The following is a 17725-nucleotide window of genomic DNA, read 5'->3' on the forward strand; positions in this document are numbered from 1 at the left end:
ATGAAACAGAATACTACGTGTTTTCTTACCAAGTACAGAGGTATCTTAATCATACTTGGTTCTCATAAAATTTTTTTAGCCTGATACTTTTTTATACAAACCATTGATGGAATCAGTTCCCTGCATTTCTGGAGGCATTTCCTTTGAACCAGCCCGTTTGTGCATTGATCGTCACTAAATAAGTACCATCTGTTCTATACAAATTATAGTAACCTTGTCCGTTTACGATGCGGGCAGGCTCCAAATAATAGCCGCCCTCTACCATATAGCCGCGTTCAATACATGTTGCAATTACTCGTTCCTTCACACCCGCTGCCCATATCCAAGCCGCATTTCCGGTATCAGCAACATCAGCCGGATTTACAGTATAGACGGGGGCTGTATAAACACCATTACTATCAGCTGCTGAAAATCCGCTGCTGTCAACAGCCGTATTAGCATTTCCGGCAGTATTGTTCGCAGCTGCAGAGTTTGCTTCGTTCGAAACTTCAGTTTGGCTGTAAACTTCAACATTTGCAGCTTCAGTCTCAACTGCAGCTGAGGCTGCGTTTTGCTGAGCTGCAGTATCTGCATCAAGGGCTGCTTTTGCCTTTGTCAGCTTCTCTGTTAATGGCTTTTTCAACGCTTCATTCTTAATTTTATCTACTTCTGCAACAGCAGCTGCATAAGTTTCGTCCGATAATATCGCACGTGCCTGATCATCTTTATAAATTGCGTCAACTGCACTTTTAGCATTTTGTAATTGATCATATTGCGATGTTGCACCATCGATTGCCTGATTGATCAATTTTGAAAATCCGTCTGTCCCAGTCTCTTTTTTCAATGTTACTTCTTTATCTGCCGCAAGGGGCTGTTCTTTGTAACTGTCTCCGGTAATTGCTGTCGCAGTAAAAAGAGTATTGACATCTTTAATTGTTGCTTGTTTAGATTTCACCTTTTCAAGCAATTGATTTAGATTTTCATACTCATCATCTTCTTTTAATTTTTCTATATTTGCTTCAATCGACTCTGTACTTACAGAAACCATATCAGGTTTCAAATAGAGCTGATTATCATCTAAGAAGTAGCTCTTTAGTGAAGCTTTTGTTTCATCAGCCAGCTTTTCTTTTGAAGAAGACTGTGTTGTCTCCGGAGAATCTTTCGTCTGATTTTGACTGTAATACCAGCCTCCTGCCCCCAGCACCAAAACGGCCGCTGTTGCTATAGCAATCGGAAGTTTCTTTTTGGGCTGCTTTGGAGGTTTCTGACGGTTAGCTGCTTCAGTAGCTCTTTTCTTCTTTGGACGTTCTGCTTTATCAAGATCAGCAAATTGAGATTGCGGACGTCTTTTAGGTCCCAGTTCAGTAGGTAATACATCCGTTTCCTTAAAAAAGATCGGTGCCTGATCCATTTCTATTTCTTCCGGCTTCTTGCTTTTTGAAGGGATGAACGGTTCTTTGACTTTGGATTTTTCGACAGATAGACTCTCTTCTGCAATAGAATCATCGATTTGTTCTTTCTCTTCAAAAACCCCATCTGTCTCCAATAGATTCACTGTATCGGCTTCAACGATCGGATCGTTGAACGATAGTTTATCGTCTTTCTCCTGATTTTCTTTTAAAGCTTCTTCATTTTCAACAGATTCATCAGAAATTTCCGAAACAAATTCGAGGTCTGTATTTCCTTCAAGCTTCCTTTTCTCTGCTGCTTCGACTTCCCTTTTGTGTGCTTCTATATAGTCTTTCAAAGTTGCAGTATCTGATAGTTCCGAAGAAGGCTCTACTTCATCTTCAACTCCCTGATTGTCTGGTTGCTCCTCTAATTCATTTGAAAGAGATTCATCCTCATCGACAACCTCAGAAAGAAGTTCCGGGGAATCTTTTTCCTGAACTGAAGGGGCTTCTTCAATACTTTCCTCATCAGACGGTTCTTTTTCAATTATTTCTTTATCAGCATCAACAGGAGTTGCATCCTTGCTGCCCAAGCTTTGCTGCTCATTGAATAAGTCCATTACATGACCAATACTAAGGTCTTTCAGATCAGCCCATTCAATATTTTCATTTTCCTCAGCAGTTGAGAAATTTGAAGAAGAATCTTTAAATAAATGTTTCTGATTTTTCTGCTCTGTATTTTCTTTCTTTTCCTGGTCAGCGGCTTCCTTTGAAAGTTTGAATCCACACTCAGGGCATGTTTGTTCTTTATCATCAACTTCATTTCCGCAATTCGGACAATGCATTGTCATTTTTTCGCCTCACATTCTACTCTACCAAGTAAATCTAATCTATCACAAAATGCGTGTTGTTCCAATATGTACAAGTTAACTTTTATGTTAAGTTTTATTAAAACATTTTGAAAAACAGCTCTTTTCGTATGCTTCGAAAAGAGCTGTTAAATAGAAATGACTCATTCACTTGAGCAGTTTCAAGTCAGAACTGTTTTCAAAATCTTTTTTATTCCAAGAAATCTTTCAGTTGTTTTGAACGTGACGGATGCCTTAATTTCCGCAATGCTTTTGCCTCAATCTGACGAATCCGTTCTCTTGTTACACCAAATACTTTCCCAACCTCTTCCAGTGTCCTTGTACGACCGTCGTCAAGACCAAAGCGAAGACGAAGAACATTTTCTTCCCGGTCAGTCAAGGTGTCCAAAACATCTTCCAATTGTTCCTTTAGAAGCTCATAAGCAGCATGCTCAGCTGGGCTGGTTGCATCCTGGTCTTCGATGAAATCACCCAGATGAGAATCATCTTCTTCACCAATAGGCGTTTCAAGTGATACTGGTTCCTGAGCAATTTTCAAAATCTCACGAACTTTCTCTGTTGGAAGATCCATCTCAGCACCGATTTCTTCCGGTGTTGGTTCTCTTCCCAAATCCTGAAGGAGCTGACGCTGAATTCGGATCAGTTTATTAATCGTTTCAACCATATGAACCGGAATTCGGATTGTTCTTGCCTGGTCAGCAATTGCACGAGTAATTGCCTGACGAATCCACCAGGTTGCATAAGTAGAAAATTTAAACCCCTTGCGATAGTCAAATTTTTCTACAGCTTTCATCAATCCCATATTTCCTTCTTGAATTAAATCAAGGAACTGCATACCGCGTCCGACATAACGTTTAGCAATGGAAACTACCAAACGCAAGTTAGCCTCTGCCAAGCGTTGTTTTGCTTCCTGATCGCCTTCTTCTATTTTCAATGCCAACTCTACTTCTTCTTCAGCAGTCAGTAATTGAACACGTCCGATCTCTTTCAGATACATACGTACCGGATCGTTGATTTTAACTCCTGTTGGGGCAGATAAATCTTCCATTTGAGCTTTGGTCGCTTCTTTTTCGTCTTTTTTCAAACTGTGTTCACTTGGGTCGCCATTTTCATCCACTACACTTATCCCTGCATCTTCAACTTTTTGAATCAGTTTTTCCATTTCATCTGCATTCAGTGTAAAAGGTGTTGCAAGCGTATTTGACAAGTCGTCATAAAAAGCTGTGCCTTTCGGCTTCTTTTCTTTAATGAATTTTGCAACGGCCGCTGCGTATTTTTTTTCTGTTTCTTTTTCCATGAAAGAAGGCCCCCTACATTTTTACATACTTAGTTATTATATAACATTTGCTGCTGGTTTGTTAATCATTTTCTATTTAAATTATCTGGTTTTTTGTCTTTTTTGCGCCAGTTTAATTAATTCCAGTGACAATTCATCCACTCGGGTTCTATTTCCCATATGCAATGCTTCCTGTTTTTCAAAATTCTTCTGTTGAATTTCCAGATCAATCACTGAGTTTTCAATCACTTTCAGCAGATCTTCCAGTTCCCTTTCAGATCCTTCTTCAGACAGTTCCTGATAGGAAATATCAATAACCAGATTGCGCAACTCTTCCTGCTGCAGGTATTCTAAAAACTGAGCAAGCACAAACTCAGGATAAGTTGACAAAAAACTGTCAATCAGCAAATACAATTCCTGATAGCTTGTATGCACAAATGAGAACGCTTCGTTTTGCTGAAGCGCAGCTCGAATATTTCCTTCATTCATGATCCGGTACAGCAGCATCCGCTCTGCTTTTTCCACTCGAGAAAGTTTTTTTTTCGTTGGAGCTGGTGCTGCCGTCTCATCCATAATTGGAAAAGACTCGTCAAAGTTTTGTGCTGACTGCTGTTGTCTCTTCTCACGGGATGAGTGCCGCTTCTCTGCTTCTATCAGCCGAAGCTGTTCTTCCAAACTGTGAATGGAAAGATGAAATTCCTCAGCCAGCTGGTTCAGATAACGATCCTTTTCCAGCGGAGAATCCACGGAGGATAATTCCATAAGCATTGTATTTACATAATCAAGCTGCTCTTTTTCATTGTTCATATTACGAGTCAGCTTGTGATAACGCATTTTAAATGAAACAACTGTTTCTCTTCCATGAAGAGCCAACTCTTTAAAAGCCTCCGGACCATATTTTCGCAGATAATCATCTGGGTCAAGTTTTTCCGGAATATTTACAATACTTAATTGGAATCTGCTGTGCTCACTTAAAAGAGACACTGCACGATTTGTTGCTTCTATTCCCGCCTTGTCACCATCATAACACAGCACAAGCTCTCCGGCAGCACGTTCAAGCTGTCTAATCTGCTCATTCGTTAAACTGGTCCCCATAGAGGCTACACCGCTTTTTATCCCTGACTGCCACGCAGCAATTACATCCATAAATCCTTCGAACAGGAAGACCGTATTTTCTTTTCGAATCTCTTTTCTTGCAAGATTAAAGTTAAACAAAGTTTCCCGTTTATTAAACAGCTTCGTTTCCGGACTGTTCAGATATTTAGGCATATCCTCACCGGAAAAATCCTCTGTCTGCAACAATCTTCCTGAAAATGCAATAATCTTTCCTTTTGCATCAGAGATCGGGAACATAATCCTTTGATAAAACCGATCTAAAAACTCGCCGCTTTCCCGCTGAATAAACAATCCTATTTCCTGAAAAAGCGAGTCGGAAATTTTTTCATTTGAAAAAACCTGACTGAGAAAGTCTCTTTTTTGAGGAGCAAAACCAATCTGAAATTCTTCAATGATTTCTTTAGTCAGTCCCCGTTCCAACAAGTAGTTCAATGCAGGTTCGCCAATTTGGGTATTCAACAAAACATGATGATACAACGCAGCTGCTTTTGTATGTAATTCTAAAAGCTGGCGACGTTGCGGATCTCTGTCCTGCACATTTCCTTCGATATGTTCAGATAAATCAATCTGCAGCGGAATTTGTTCCATGTCTGCAATTTTCTGTACAGCTTCCGGAAAACTAACACCCTCAATTTCCTGTATAAAGTTAAAAACAGATCCGCCTTTTCCACAGCCAAAGCAATGGTAAATTTGTTTATCCTCTGCAACTGAGAATGAAGGTGAGCGTTCCTCATGAAACGGACATAGGCCCATGTAGCTCTTACCGGATTTCTTCAGTTGGACATACTGTCCTACAATCTCAACAATATTTGTACGCTGTCTTACCTCATCAATTACTTCCTGAGGTATTCTTTGTGCCATGTTCCTCACCTCCAAGAACAGAAAAACATCTTCATGTGAATAGTCGGTAAAAAGACGCACTGATCTTTTTTCAGTACGTCTTAAAATGACACAGTTACACATCATTCATTGTATCACAAAATTCTTTTATTTCAAGTATTTAGCGCCTTCGTAATTCTGTAAAACAAGGGATTTTCTTTACCTTCTATACCTTCGAACTACAAATCTTTTACGGTTAAGCCGTTTTTCTTCATTGTGTACAGCCCAATCATCGTACGAACGATAATATTTAGAACCATCATAACAATAAAGATCGGCAAAGTAGTACTTGTTAAGAAGCCAACCTCCAAAATATGGTGAAACAGCATCGCAGCTACATAAATTCCGCAAATGGTTGTAACAATTAAGAAAATTCGTAAGCGATTTAATGGTAAACATGCTCGAACCACCGCCATACAGCTAATTCCAATTAACAAATAATACATCAATGTAGTCGTATCCAATTGATTAATTCCCTGATTTTGAGCAATCAGATAAACAGCAACAACATTGATAACAACAAGAACTGCATTCACCGAGGCATTCCTAAGCGAAGTAGGTAGAAATTTACCATTAATTTTTCTTTTATCCCCTTCAAAAGACAGGAAAAATGCCGGATACCCTTCGATTGCCAAATCAATCAAAGTGATTTGTATAGGGATAAAGGGAAAAGCAATTGTCGTTAATGCACAAATAACTGATAAAATCAGTGAATAAATGGTTTTGATAAAGAAGACGCTGGCAACTCTGGTTACATTGTTCACTACACGGCGTCCTTCAAATAGCACGTCCGGCAGTGTAGTGAAGTCAGAATCCAACAGTACCAAATTAGAAATTTGTCGAGTTGCCCCGTCCCCTTCTGCCATGGCAATACTGCAATCAGCCTCACGCAAAGCCAAAACATCATTTACTCCGTCCCCAGTCATGGCGACGACATGATCATTCGCTTTTAATTCCCTTACAATCGTCCGCTTTTGCTGAGGAGAAACTCTACCGAAAATGGTATATTCATGAACAGCTCGTCGGACCTCTTCTTCTGTCTTTTTAGTTGATAAATCCACATATGACTCATAACCGTGCAGTCCGGCACGCCGTGCAATATTGGAAACTGTAATCGGGTTGTCTCCTGAAATTACTTTTAAATCTACCCCCTCTTCACGAAGATAGGCCAAGGTTTCATTTGCGTTCTGACGAATCGGATCGTCAATCTCAAATAGCGCCAAAGGTTCCAACGGCGGCAATTCACCATTGTCATTTAAAACACCATCAGGAGAAATTCCCATCATTAATGTGCGGTAGCCTTGTTCCTGAGCTTCAAAAACTTCTTTTGGCAGACGATCTTTCGGAAATAGTTTCTCCGGTGCCCCAAGTGCAACAATTCCTATCTCATTAAACTGAACAGCTCCCCATTTTTTTTCCGATGAGAAGGGCAGTGTTTTTACTGCACCATATCGATTGGATATCTCAAAATGATTGCGAATTGCCTGCATAGTAATATTGTTGTCTGTACTTTCAGCCAGATAACTGCCAATAATCAATGGAAAACTGTCACTAAATGTTGAATGCAAAATTGCAACTTTTTGGACACTCATTTTCCCTTCAGTGATTGTTCCTGTTTTATCCAGACACAGGGTATCTACGTGTGCCAGTGTTTCCACAGCATACATATCCTGAACCAAAATCCGTTTTTTTGCCAGTTTAATAACACCGGTAGTTAAAGCAATACTGATCAGCAGAACCAGCCCTTTTGGCAGCATCCCCAACAATGCTGCAGCAGAAGCAACAACAGACCCTTTCATTCCAGACTCTCGAATAAAATAGCCTTCGATAAATAAAATAATTCCCAATGGAATAATAACAAAACTGGTGAATTTTGATACTTTGCGAATTGACTGAATCAGCTCTGAACGAATAGGTTTATGTACTTTCGCTTCTGAAGTGATTTTAACGGCATAATTATCAGCACCTACGTGAATAACCTGCGCATAGACTTGTCCGCTTGATAAAAAACTTCCGGATAACAGCACATCTCCATCCGTTTTCTCGATTAAATCAGATTCACCTGTCAGTAAGGCTTCATTAGCTTCTGCTTTTCCATCAATTACTTTCATATCAGACGGCACTTGTTCTCCCGCAGAAATAAGAACAACATCGTCCATAACTAGTTCTTTTGTACTGATTGACTGTCGTTTGCCATCCCGAATAACTGTGACATTTTCTTTCGCCACAATAGAAAGTTTTTGAACTAAATTACGTGCATGTATTTCCTGATAAATACCCATGGTCATGTTGACTAAAATAATGGCTAAAAAAGCCAGATTGGAATATGCGCCCACTGCAAGTAAACAAAGTGCAATCCCGAAATTTAAAAAATTAAATAGTGTCATGACATTGTCATAGATAATATCTTTGGTAGTTTTTGCTACATTTTCTTCATAATCATTTTGAAGCCCTTGCTGTTTCCTGCTCTCAACTCCCTGAGAACTCAACCCTTTTTTCATTTCAAATTGATCTAGTGACACAAAATCCCTACTTTCCTACTCATTGCTGAAAAACACATCCTCTTTAGTTTACTTGTTCAAAGAAAGAACTGCAAGAAAATCCCCAAAAATAATCCTTGAGGATTTATTCTTTAGAATTTAAATGAGCTGATTCTTTTTGTGAACAACATTCGTTCTATAATACCTGCTCCACTGGTCAGCTGAACCAGTGGATAAAGTTTTGATTCATTTTAACAATATCTGCATAAAACATGTTGCCGCCATTCCTATAAAGAAATCCACCGTTGTGAATAATTGACTGCAAACGATAGTAGCGATAGGTTTCTTCATTTTCATTTCCTAGTAAAGGCGATAGAAATTCCCTTGAATACTCTTCAGATAAAGCCATTGTATTCTTACCTCCGCGTTCCTTTACAAATCGAATGTATTCCAAACCATAATTATAAGCCTGGACAGCGGTCCATAAATCATTTCCCGCCTCTCTATTTTGTTGAATGGCTTCAGCAAGAAATTTCACGCCGTATTCAATGCTTTCCTCTGGATTATCAATTACTGACTGCTGGCCGTAGACACTTTCACTGCTTTGCATCAAATCAACAGAGCGGCCTTTTGACTCTGTATAGATTATGGCCAAAATCAACTGCTTATATTCTGGAATCCCCATTTGTTCAGCTGCAAGTTCAACCTGTTCCTCATACTGTGCAACCTGCTGCACGTTTTCTCGAATCTTATAGCCTAAAAGAATGACTGTGATCGTTATCAGCAGTAAGAAAAAAACACCCAATTTTTTTATGATTTTCATATTCTATAAATTAAGTCCTCCAAACATAAGAGAAATATTATCTATCATACTTTACTCTTTTATAAATAGCTCCTTGAAAGATGATTCTTTAAAAAAAACTAATTAGTTTCTGGCTTATTATTTTTAAATTCCTCAGGAACAGACTATACTGGCAATGATAGGTGATGATAACATGACAATTGAAAAGAAATCCATTTTAACTCCTGACGGCAGTAAAATTTTCTATGAGGTCAGCGGTTCCGGTTTCCCTTTGTTTCTTCTCCACGGAAATGGAGGGAGCAGCGATTACTTTAAGCAGCAGGTTCCCGTTTTCAGCCAATATTTTAAAGTGTATACCATCGATTTTCGTGGTCACGGAAAATCCACGAACACTCAAAAGTTTTTTTCATTCGACTTACTTTCTGATGATATTTATCTTATCACAGTAAAAGAAAAGATTCACTTTCTGAATATTCTAGGTTTTAGCGATGGGGCAAATGCTGCAATGGTTTTTGCCTCAAAGTATCCAAATAAAGTAAATAAATTAATTCTGAATGCCGGAAACACCAGTAGTGAAGGTCTTTCTTTTCTTACACAACTGGGAATACATGCCGAGTGTTCATTTTATTCCTTTCTGGGACTTTTCAGTCAAAAATGGAAGCAGTACAAGGAGCGAACAAAATTGATGCTAAAAGATACAGGTATTACTACAGAGGACCTGCAGCACATTTCTGCAAAGACGCTGGTCATCGTCGGAAAACAAGATATTATCAAGCTCAGCCACTCACTCTACATCGCAGAAGAAATACCAGATTCCTCTTTTGTGCTTGTCTCCGGTCAGGGACATCTATTTGCAAAAAAAAATCCTCTGCTTTTTAATCAAAATATTCTAACATTCTTATTGGAGAACAGGTGATGATATGAAAAAAATTGTAATGCGGGTAAAAAAGCAAGCTGCTCTTCTTAAGACACTCTTTATTTTCTCTGTTTTAATCATCGTTGCAGGAGAGTTGCTGAGCATCAGCAAAACCATCTCATTCAACCAGCTGGAAGAAATCTTTCAGTCTATTCCAGTCTGGAAAATTGTTATCATGCTGATTGTCGGATTAGCAGCAGTTATTCCAATGTTTGGTTATGATATTACGCTCAACCGCATGCTGCAGAATAAAATGAAACCTTCCTATTTGCTGGAAACCAGCTGGATGATTAATTCCATCAACAATATTGCTGGATTCGGCGGTATTATCAATATTGGGTTGCGAACGGCTTTTTTCAGGAAAAAAAACTCCGGCAAGAAAGTTGCTCAATCATTATCTAAAATTGTTATTTTTTTGTTATCCGGCTTGTCCATTTGGAGCTTTCTTTCTTTTTTACTTGTTTTTTTTGGAAAACAAAATCTGTACCTACAGCAATATTTGATTTGGCTCATTATAGGAAGTTTATATTTTCCGCTGGTTCTCTTAATAACAAGTATAAAAAAGGACCACTACATTGGAAATATTTCCATTTCTGCAAGACTGCAGTTAATTTTAATTTCTTTTTTGGAATGGACAGGTGTGCTCAGCTTCTTTCTTCTGATTGGTATTTTAATGAATGCTTCCTTCCATCCTTTACAAGTCATTCCTCTTTACGTTGCAGCTTCAATCATGGGAATGAGTTCCATGATCCCTGGTGGGCTGGGAAGCTTTGATGTGATGATCATTTTAGGCCTGCCTTCACTGGGAATTCCAAGAGAAACGGTCATCGTCTGGCTGCTGCTGTTTCGACTGTTCTACTATATTGTTCCCTTTTCCATTGGCATTTTTCTCCTGATAAAAAACTTGGGAAAAAATTTAAACGAACGTTTTTCGGGAATCCCTACAGAGCTTTCTAGAGAAATCAGCCATAAGTTATTAGTTTTTTTAATGTACTTCTCAGGTATCATGGTTGTCCTCTCTGCTACTGTTCCAGAAGCATTCAACCAAATACACTGGTTAAGCAGGCTGAATCCTTGGTCTTCACACTTATTCACTCAGTTTCCGACTCTTCTTTTAGGATTTGCCTTGGTTATTATGGGACGAGGGATTGCTGCCCAAGTAGGACGGGCATATGCTCCTGCGATTGGGCTGATTTCAATCACACTGGCTTATTCAAGTGTAAAAAATTTTAATCTAGGAGTACTTATCCTTCTTATACTACTGTTGATTTTTGTCATTTTTTCAAAAAATGAGCTATATCGCAAACAGCTGGTATACTCATGGGAAATGATAACAGTGGATGGAATTATTTTTACTGTTTTAACGTTGCTTTATATTATTATTGGGGTTTATAATCTTCCAAGTTTTCCTCATCACAAAAAACATTTTATCTCATTCTTTTTGTTCCCTTCAGAAAAAATCTGGTTTTCCGGATTACTTGCTATTATTCTCATTGCCTTATTTACCTTTCTCTTTATTCGTTATCTGAAAGGTGAACAGCGAATTATGGGCGAGCCTTTAAACATTGAGAATGCGAAAAATATATTGAATCACTTCGGCGGAAATGCGAACAGCCAACTGGTTTTTCTTAACGACAAAAATATGTATGTTTATACAGACAACACCGGAATTTCAACTGTTTTTTTACAGTTTAAAACATTAAATGACAAATGTATCGTAATGGGAGATCCTTCGGGAAAAAAGGAAGATTTTGCATCTGCAATCGCAGAATTCATCCAAGAATGCGACTGCTGGGGCTACCTGCCAGTGTTTTACGAAGTATCGGCACCCATTGTTCTGACTCTTCATTCGTTCGGTTATGATTTTATCAAGATGGGTGAAGAAGCATATGTTTCGCTGGGGGATTTCACTTTATCCGGTAAAAAGAGACGCGGGGACCGAGCAATTATGAATAGGTTTGAAAAAGAAAAGTATACATTTGAAATACTCTCCCCTCCTTACTTGCCAGAAGTAATGCATGAATTAAGACTCATTTCAAATGAATGGTTGGGAAATCGAAAAGAAAAAGGTTTCTCACTAGGTTTTTTCTCGGAAGAATATTTACAGATGTCAGAAATTGCAATAGTTAAAAACCAACGAAATGAAATTCTTGCATTCGCTAATATTATGCCTACATACACAAAAGAGGAAGGCACAATCGATCTTATGCGTTATAAAAAGGAGGCTCCGCCGGGTGTAATGGATTTTCTTTTCATCTCCATCTTTAATTACATGAAAGAAAACGGAGTCTCCGTTTTCAATATGGGAATGGCTCCGCTGGCCAATGTTGGTACATCCAAAAAAAGCTTTTTTCAAGAACGAATCGCATTTCTGGTTTACGAATTTGGTTCAACTTTTTACTCCTTTCAGGGACTAAAAGCCTATAAAGACAAGTTTGCATCTGAATGGAGCCCTCGGTATACGCTTTACTCTCGAAAGAGTTCACTTCTCTATGCAATGATTGCTTTGCTAATAATTGATAACGCACCTGTTAGAGAAAAGAAAAGCCACTAATCTTTTGAATAAAAGAAGGAAGCATGACATTAGTAGTCGCAGCCTCCTAAAACCGAATAAACGGTGTTCCAGTTTTTATATACCTCTACAGTTAGTTATCTCCTATTTAAGATTGAAGGTCTACGTAGTCACGAGATTGTCTTTTCACATACCATTCTGCTACTATTACAAGGAGAACCAGTAGTTCAAGGTATATGAACACTTCTTCGAAGGATTGCAGCAACCTGAGAACTGCAGAAGCGGCAAAGTAGAACTGATACTTGTATAAACTAAACTGTACCAAGTTGCCAACGCTTTTCCAAGTAAACACATTTGTATCGAGAATCGAACAAGATCCTTCAATTCTTAATGGCTTTGCCATTTAGAATTGTTGAGATCGAAACGAAGTCCTTCAATTCTTAGCGGCTCTGCCGTTTAGAAATTGATGAGATCAAAACGAAGTGTAGTGTAGTGTAGTTGTAGTGAGACTTGTAGATACAAGGATTTCCCACTGGTACAGGAACAACAAGAGACGAGAGTATGCAAAGCTCTGACGGGGATAAATTTATTCCATATACAAAGAGATAGCTGTATAATTCAATGAATTGGCAATACGCATTAAAAGGAGAAAATTAATTGCAGGCAGCATCTCAGAAACAAGCTGAACACTCTCAAAAATAGGAAAAGTTCCAAGCCCTTCAACTCCAGCATATTTCATGCATAGAAGTTGATGTGATCACAGCGTAAGTGTATCAATCCACAGCTACTCATTTCATGAATCGCGTTCCTTTGCCAGCATTCCTCTTCTAAAGGACAGCTTAGTTAATTCTCACAGAAAAAGTTTTATTTTTACAAGCCGTACCTGTGATTGATACGTTATGATGGCCATCCTCTGATTTTTTGGCTAAAACAGTCAGCTCACCTTCTCGTCCAACATGCTTTCCCTGACGAATGAAAATTTGCTTCTCTGCTTCTTCAGAGTATCGGTGATTTAAAAGATAAGCCGCCATTACTCCTGAAGCTGTTCCAGTTACAGAATCTTCTGTAGTCCCAGAAAAAGGAGAGGAAAAATGTCGTGCCGAATACACATCTTCTTCTCCTTCTACAAATGCAAACGGATGAATGGAAGATCGGGGCATTTCAGATAAAATTTTTGGAAATTCTTTTTCCAGAGGCGTCATTTTGTCTAAAACAGCTTCATTTTTTACAGGAACAATAAATGTCCATGATCCTGTATTTCCATATGTCAAAGGCAGCCCTTCAGCTAAATCAGTCATTTGAATTCCTAAAATTTGAGCGATCCTCTCAGGATCACCTTCAAATGGAATGAAGGTTGCTGCAGATTGCTCCATCGTTATACTTTGAGTCTCCTTCTGATACAATACATTCAAAATTCCAGCACCTGTTTCAATTTTCCATTCTTGATCTTTTGCCATTGGCTGAGAAAGTAAATATATCGCCCCAACAGTTGCATGACCACATAAAGGTGTCTCGTGACCTGGAGTGAAATAGCGAAGTTTTATATCCGCTTCGTTACTCGCACAGACAAATACACACTCATTAAACCCCACTTCCGCAGCAATGTTTTGCATTTGCTCCTCTGAGTAATCATCACCATTCAAAATAACACCAGCCGGATTCCCCTGCCCCGGTTCGCTGGTAAAAGCATCTATTTGGTTCACCATACATTCCATAACTGTATCTCTCCCTTTTTGAAAGATTATAGCATAGAAAAATACAGAAAGGATCGATTCTCTTTGTTTCAAAGCATTGCTGTTCTCCTCTCATATAGAAAGGTTGTCCAATATTTATTGTTTACATAATATTTTTATCGTCAACAAAATTTAAATGGAGCTGGAGATTCTTATTTCTCCTAAAATATTTTTGAGTAATTTAATAAAAAGACACACTTTCAACGCACAGCCTCTTCTTCTTTTTTCTAAAAATTGATTTTTCTCTATTCCTTAATTTCTATCACATTGTCAGGTCCTACTGTCCAGCTACCTTCATAATAATAGAGAATGTTGTATCTTGTTCGACAGCAGCAGAGTAAATCAGCTCAACATCAAGCGGTTTTTCATACAAATAAAATTAAAATCTATCTAAAACAAAAATTTCTTGATCTTGTTTTATTTACTATCTGTTATTTGAACATTATCAATTCTATGCTTACGGGAAACTTCTATTTTTTAACAACAGTTTTGCTCGTTACTGTTCAAAATGATTAAAGGGAAATCAAAAACCAGCCTTAAAATGAACTTAAATGTTCATTTTAAGGCTGGTCTTGTATTCTTCAATTAAACAGTGACATTTCCTACAACTTCATTTGCAGAAACCATCTGTCCGGATTTTGCAAGCTCATAGGCAGTTATAATATCCTGATTCGTAAATACAACAATCAGATCAGATTTCTTACCGGCTTGTTCCAGAGCGGAAAGATCAATCGTTGCAATCTTATCTCCCTGTTTCACAGTCTGACCGGCTGAAATATGAAGTGTAAATGGTTCACCTTTCAATTCAACTGTATCAACACCCATATGCAGAAGGACCTCTATTCCTGTATCAGTTAAAATACCGACTGCATGCTTCGTAGGGAAAATGGTGGTAATCTTTCCAGATACTGGTGCAGTGACTTCTCCATTCTCTGGCAGAACTGCATAGCCGTCCCCCATCATTTTAGCTGAGAATACATCATCATGAACTTCTGAAATTGGGATTACTTTCCCATCAGCAACAGCATAAATATCAGTTTTTTCACCAGAAACTGCTGTCTTTTCAGGTGCTGATTCAGGCTTTTTTACAGTTTCCTCAACTGGATTCTCTGAGATTCCGCCTGAATGGTGCAGCTTCGTCATCTCATCTGCCACAAACTGAACTTCAGTTCCAACAATAACTTGAATATTGCTGCTGTCAATTACTTTCAGCCCAGGAACACCTGTTGATTTGATTTTCGCCTGATCAACAAGCCCGGTATCTTTTACAGTCAAACGCAGGCGAGTCGTACAATTGTCTATAGAAGTTACATTTCCCTGAGCGCCTAACCCTTCATAAATTCTGCGTGCCATCGAAGTAAATTTGCTGTCGCCTGATAGATCTAAATCAGGTGTTTCTTCGCCATCACCTTCTTCACGCCCTGGAGTCATCAAATTGAATTTCTTAATAACAAACATGAATGTAAAATAATAAATGACAGACATAACTAAGCCCAACAGTAATAGCATGTATGGTTGATTAGCAATAGGAACTCTTAAGCTCAGAACAAAGTCGATCAGACCAGCACTGAAGTTAAAACCGGCAGTCCATTGGAATGCAGCCGCAACAAACATTGAAATACCCGTTAAAATAGCGTGTACCACATATAATGGCCATGCAACAAACATGAATGCAAATTCCAAAGGTTCAGTTACTCCGGTAAAAAATGAAGCAAATGCTGCTGCCATCATTAAGGAAGCTGTCGCTTTTTTCTTTTCAGGACGGGCACACTGATAAATTGCCAAAGCTCCTGCCGGCAGTCCAAACATCATTACAGGGAAGAAACCGGCCTGATACATACCAGTTACACCCTTAACCCCTTCACTTGCCCAGAATTTACCAATATCGTCGATTCCTGCAATGTTAAACCAGAACACATTATTCAATGCATGGTGTAACCCAGTCGGAATCAGCAAACGATTGAAGAAACCGTATAGACCGGCACCAATTGGGCCCATTCCTGAAATAGCTTCTCCAAATGAAACCAATCCAGTGTAGACCGGCGGCCAAACAAAAATCAGCCCTGCTGAAAGAACCAGCATCACTGCCGCTGTGACGATTGGGACTAGTCGTTTTCCGCTGAAAAACGAAAGTGCCATTGGCAGCTTCACATTGCTGAAACGATTATACATTGCAGCAGCAACTAATCCGGAAAGAATACCGATAAAGACATTTTTATTATTGATGGCAGAAAAAGCAATATTAACATTTTCTACATCTATCCCTTGAAACATAGCCACAGATGCTGAATTAATCAGTGTCATAGGAACAAGGAAGGCAACCAGTCCGCTTAATGCAGCAGATCCATCTTTATCTTTTGACATTCCCAGTGCTAATCCAACTGCAAATAAAATACCCAAATTATCCAAAATTGTGCTTCCTGCTTTTATCAGGAACGCAGCAAGCAGATTATTGCCTCCCCATCCGCTTGGATCAATCCAGTAACCAATTCCCATGAATAATGCTGCAACAGGTAATGTCGCAACCGGCAGCATTAATGAGCGGCCCATTTTTTGCATATATGCTTTCATAGTCAAAACTCCTCTACTTTTCTTTTATCATTCGTAATCGTTCAATGTGAATCGCCAGGTATCCTAATTCTTCGTTAGGGACCTGATAGTGGAAATCTTTCATTAACAATACTTGAATCTTTTTGGAAATCTCATAGCTCTCTGCATATTTTTTTCGAACAACCTCTAAAATATCATCATCCAACACGGCATAATGATTCTGCTCAAAACGGTGTATAAACAGCCGAAGATGATTGGCTAAACGAGAATAACTTAAGCTCATTTTCTCATCGTAAATATCAATATCCAGTTCCTGCTCAATTAATCGAATAATTTCTGAAACAATAGTGACTTCACGGATACTTTTACTGTTGTCCGTTCGTCCGCTGCGAGCACTGTGAATGTGAATAGTGATATAACCAGCTTCGTCATAGCTAAACGGCAACCCCAGAGTTTGCGTGAGATAGTCCACAGCCCATTGAGCAATGGCAAATTCCTCACTGTACAATATCTCTATTTCGTTCAGTAATTTATTTCGAACAATGATATTATTCTGAATATTTTCTGCAGCAAAAGCGATATGATCGCTTAAACTAATGTTAATATGTGCATTCAGTTTTTCTCCAAGAATATTTTCAGCGTAGTTAATGATTTCTTCCGTAGCAAAAAAATATTTTTCATCGATTTGGGAGAGTAAAACCTGCAGTTTTTTCTGCCCTTCAGGCTCCATAATGAACATTCGTTCCACCTGATGAGCATGCAGCAGATCATTCTTCTTTTTATTGAAGCCTACTCCCTTACCGACTGCGACTTTCTCCTGTCCTTCGTCAAGGACAAGAACAGCATTTTGATTCAGTACTTTTTTGATCTTCATACTCATTTCCTCTTCTGCAGAAGTTGGTTGAATGTTTCAACGCTGCAACAAAAAAGCATAGAAAAATCCCACGGTAATATGAAAAAGCATATTACATAGAAATTCTTCCATGCCTAGTATTATCCAGTCACATGAAAACGCTATTCAACTTGTTAACATTGATATTTTACAAAGATATAGACCATTTGTCAACCAAAAACTTTAAAAAAATAACTACTTTTTTTCACAAACTAATTTTCCAATACCTATCTGATTTACTCAATCAACTGATCGCATGTAATCTTTTTTGCTGTACTGCTTTCCTTTTATACAAAAGTATCGATGACATGAAAAGAGAGCGGGACAGAA

10 protein-coding genes are annotated in these 17725 nt (G+C 38.6%); 2 read left to right on the forward strand and 8 right to left on the reverse strand.

All coding sequences use genetic code 11. The features are described 5' to 3' along the window. Positions 1–112: 112 nt before the first annotated feature. From LI954_RS13370 to LI954_RS13390, 5 genes are all read right to left on the reverse strand, one after another. Entirely contained in the window at positions 113–2221 is a 2109-nt protein-coding gene (locus tag LI954_RS13370) for a cell division site-positioning protein MapZ family protein (RefSeq protein WP_229444708.1), read from the reverse strand. 208 nt (positions 2222–2429) lie between these two features. Then, positions 2430–3536 (reverse strand): RNA polymerase sigma factor RpoD, encoded by a 1107-nt coding sequence (rpoD, locus tag LI954_RS13375; RefSeq protein WP_202067485.1) that lies wholly within the window; start codon positions 3534–3536, stop codon positions 2430–2432. 81 nt (positions 3537–3617) lie between these two features. Further along, positions 3618–5492, reverse strand: coding sequence for a DNA primase (gene dnaG / locus LI954_RS13380; protein WP_229444709.1), 1875 nt, complete (start codon positions 5490–5492; stop codon positions 3618–3620). A gap of 197 nt (positions 5493–5689) precedes the next feature. Beyond that, on the reverse strand, positions 5690–8011 hold the full coding sequence (locus LI954_RS13385; protein WP_202067503.1) for a cation-translocating P-type ATPase: 2322 nt from the start codon (positions 8009–8011) through the stop codon (positions 5690–5692). Between the two features lie 196 nt (positions 8012–8207). Beyond that, the gene (locus LI954_RS13390) at positions 8208–8813 is read right to left on the reverse strand and encodes a lysozyme family protein (RefSeq protein ID WP_229444710.1); all 606 of its coding nucleotides are present in this window, start codon (positions 8811–8813) and stop codon (positions 8208–8210) included. A 172-nt stretch (positions 8814–8985) separates the two neighbouring features. On the opposite strand from LI954_RS13390, the gene LI954_RS13395 reads away from it, so the two are divergent. Both LI954_RS13395 and mprF read left to right on the forward strand, forming a co-directional pair. Continuing rightward, positions 8986–9708 carry an alpha/beta fold hydrolase gene (locus LI954_RS13395; protein ID WP_229444711.1) on the forward strand — a complete coding sequence of 241 codons (723 nt, stop codon included), beginning with the start codon at positions 8986–8988 and terminating at the stop codon, positions 9706–9708. Positions 9709–9712: 4 nt separating this feature from the next. Then, on the forward strand, positions 9713–12262 hold the full coding sequence (gene mprF / locus LI954_RS13400) for a bifunctional lysylphosphatidylglycerol flippase/synthetase MprF (protein WP_229444712.1): 2550 nt from the start codon (positions 9713–9715) through the stop codon (positions 12260–12262). 797 nt (positions 12263–13059) lie between these two features. Here the strand turns inward: mprF and LI954_RS13405 are convergent. The 3 genes from LI954_RS13405 to LI954_RS13415 all read right to left on the reverse strand — a co-directional run bounded on the left by LI954_RS13405 (position 13060) and on the right by LI954_RS13415 (position 17377). Continuing rightward, the gene (locus LI954_RS13405; protein ID WP_229444713.1) at positions 13060–13935 is read right to left on the reverse strand and encodes a PhzF family phenazine biosynthesis protein; all 876 of its coding nucleotides are present in this window, start codon (positions 13933–13935) and stop codon (positions 13060–13062) included. A gap of 603 nt (positions 13936–14538) precedes the next feature. Next, positions 14539–16524 carry an N-acetylglucosamine-specific PTS transporter subunit IIBC gene (gene nagE / locus LI954_RS13410; RefSeq protein WP_229444714.1) on the reverse strand — a complete coding sequence of 662 codons (1986 nt, stop codon included), beginning with the start codon at positions 16522–16524 and terminating at the stop codon, positions 14539–14541. Positions 16525–16537: 13 nt separating this feature from the next. Further along, on the reverse strand, positions 16538–17377 hold the full coding sequence (locus LI954_RS13415; protein WP_202067479.1) for a PRD domain-containing protein: 840 nt from the start codon (positions 17375–17377) through the stop codon (positions 16538–16540). Positions 17378–17725 lie beyond the last annotated feature (348 nt).

This window comes from Enterococcus sp. CWB-B31, assembly GCF_020567645.1.
In the GTDB taxonomy this organism is placed as follows: domain Bacteria; phylum Bacillota; class Bacilli; order Lactobacillales; family Enterococcaceae; genus Enterococcus_L.

Coding starts and splice junctions, on each gene's coding strand:
- LI954_RS13385 (WP_202067503.1), bottom strand. CDS start 8,011: ATGAAAAAAGGGTTGAGTTCTCAGGGAGTTGAGAGCAGGAAACAGCAA.
- LI954_RS13395 (WP_229444711.1), top strand. CDS start 8,986: ATGACAATTGAAAAGAAATCCATTTTAACTCCTGACGGCAGTAAAATT.
- nagE (WP_229444714.1), bottom strand. CDS start 16,524: ATGAAAGCATATATGCAAAAAATGGGCCGCTCATTAATGCTGCCGGTT.
- dnaG (WP_229444709.1), bottom strand. CDS start 5,492: ATGGCACAAAGAATACCTCAGGAAGTAATTGATGAGGTAAGACAGCGT.
- rpoD (WP_202067485.1), bottom strand. CDS start 3,536: ATGGAAAAAGAAACAGAAAAAAAATACGCAGCGGCCGTTGCAAAATTC.
- LI954_RS13415 (WP_202067479.1), bottom strand. CDS start 17,377: ATGAAGATCAAAAAAGTACTGAATCAAAATGCTGTTCTTGTCCTTGAC.
- LI954_RS13390 (WP_229444710.1), bottom strand. CDS start 8,813: ATGAAAATCATAAAAAAATTGGGTGTTTTTTTCTTACTGCTGATAACG.
- LI954_RS13370 (WP_229444708.1), bottom strand. CDS start 2,221: ATGACAATGCATTGTCCGAATTGCGGAAATGAAGTTGATGATAAAGAA.
- mprF (WP_229444712.1), top strand. CDS start 9,713: ATGAAAAAAATTGTAATGCGGGTAAAAAAGCAAGCTGCTCTTCTTAAG.
- LI954_RS13405 (WP_229444713.1), bottom strand. CDS start 13,935: ATGGAATGTATGGTGAACCAAATAGATGCTTTTACCAGCGAACCGGGG.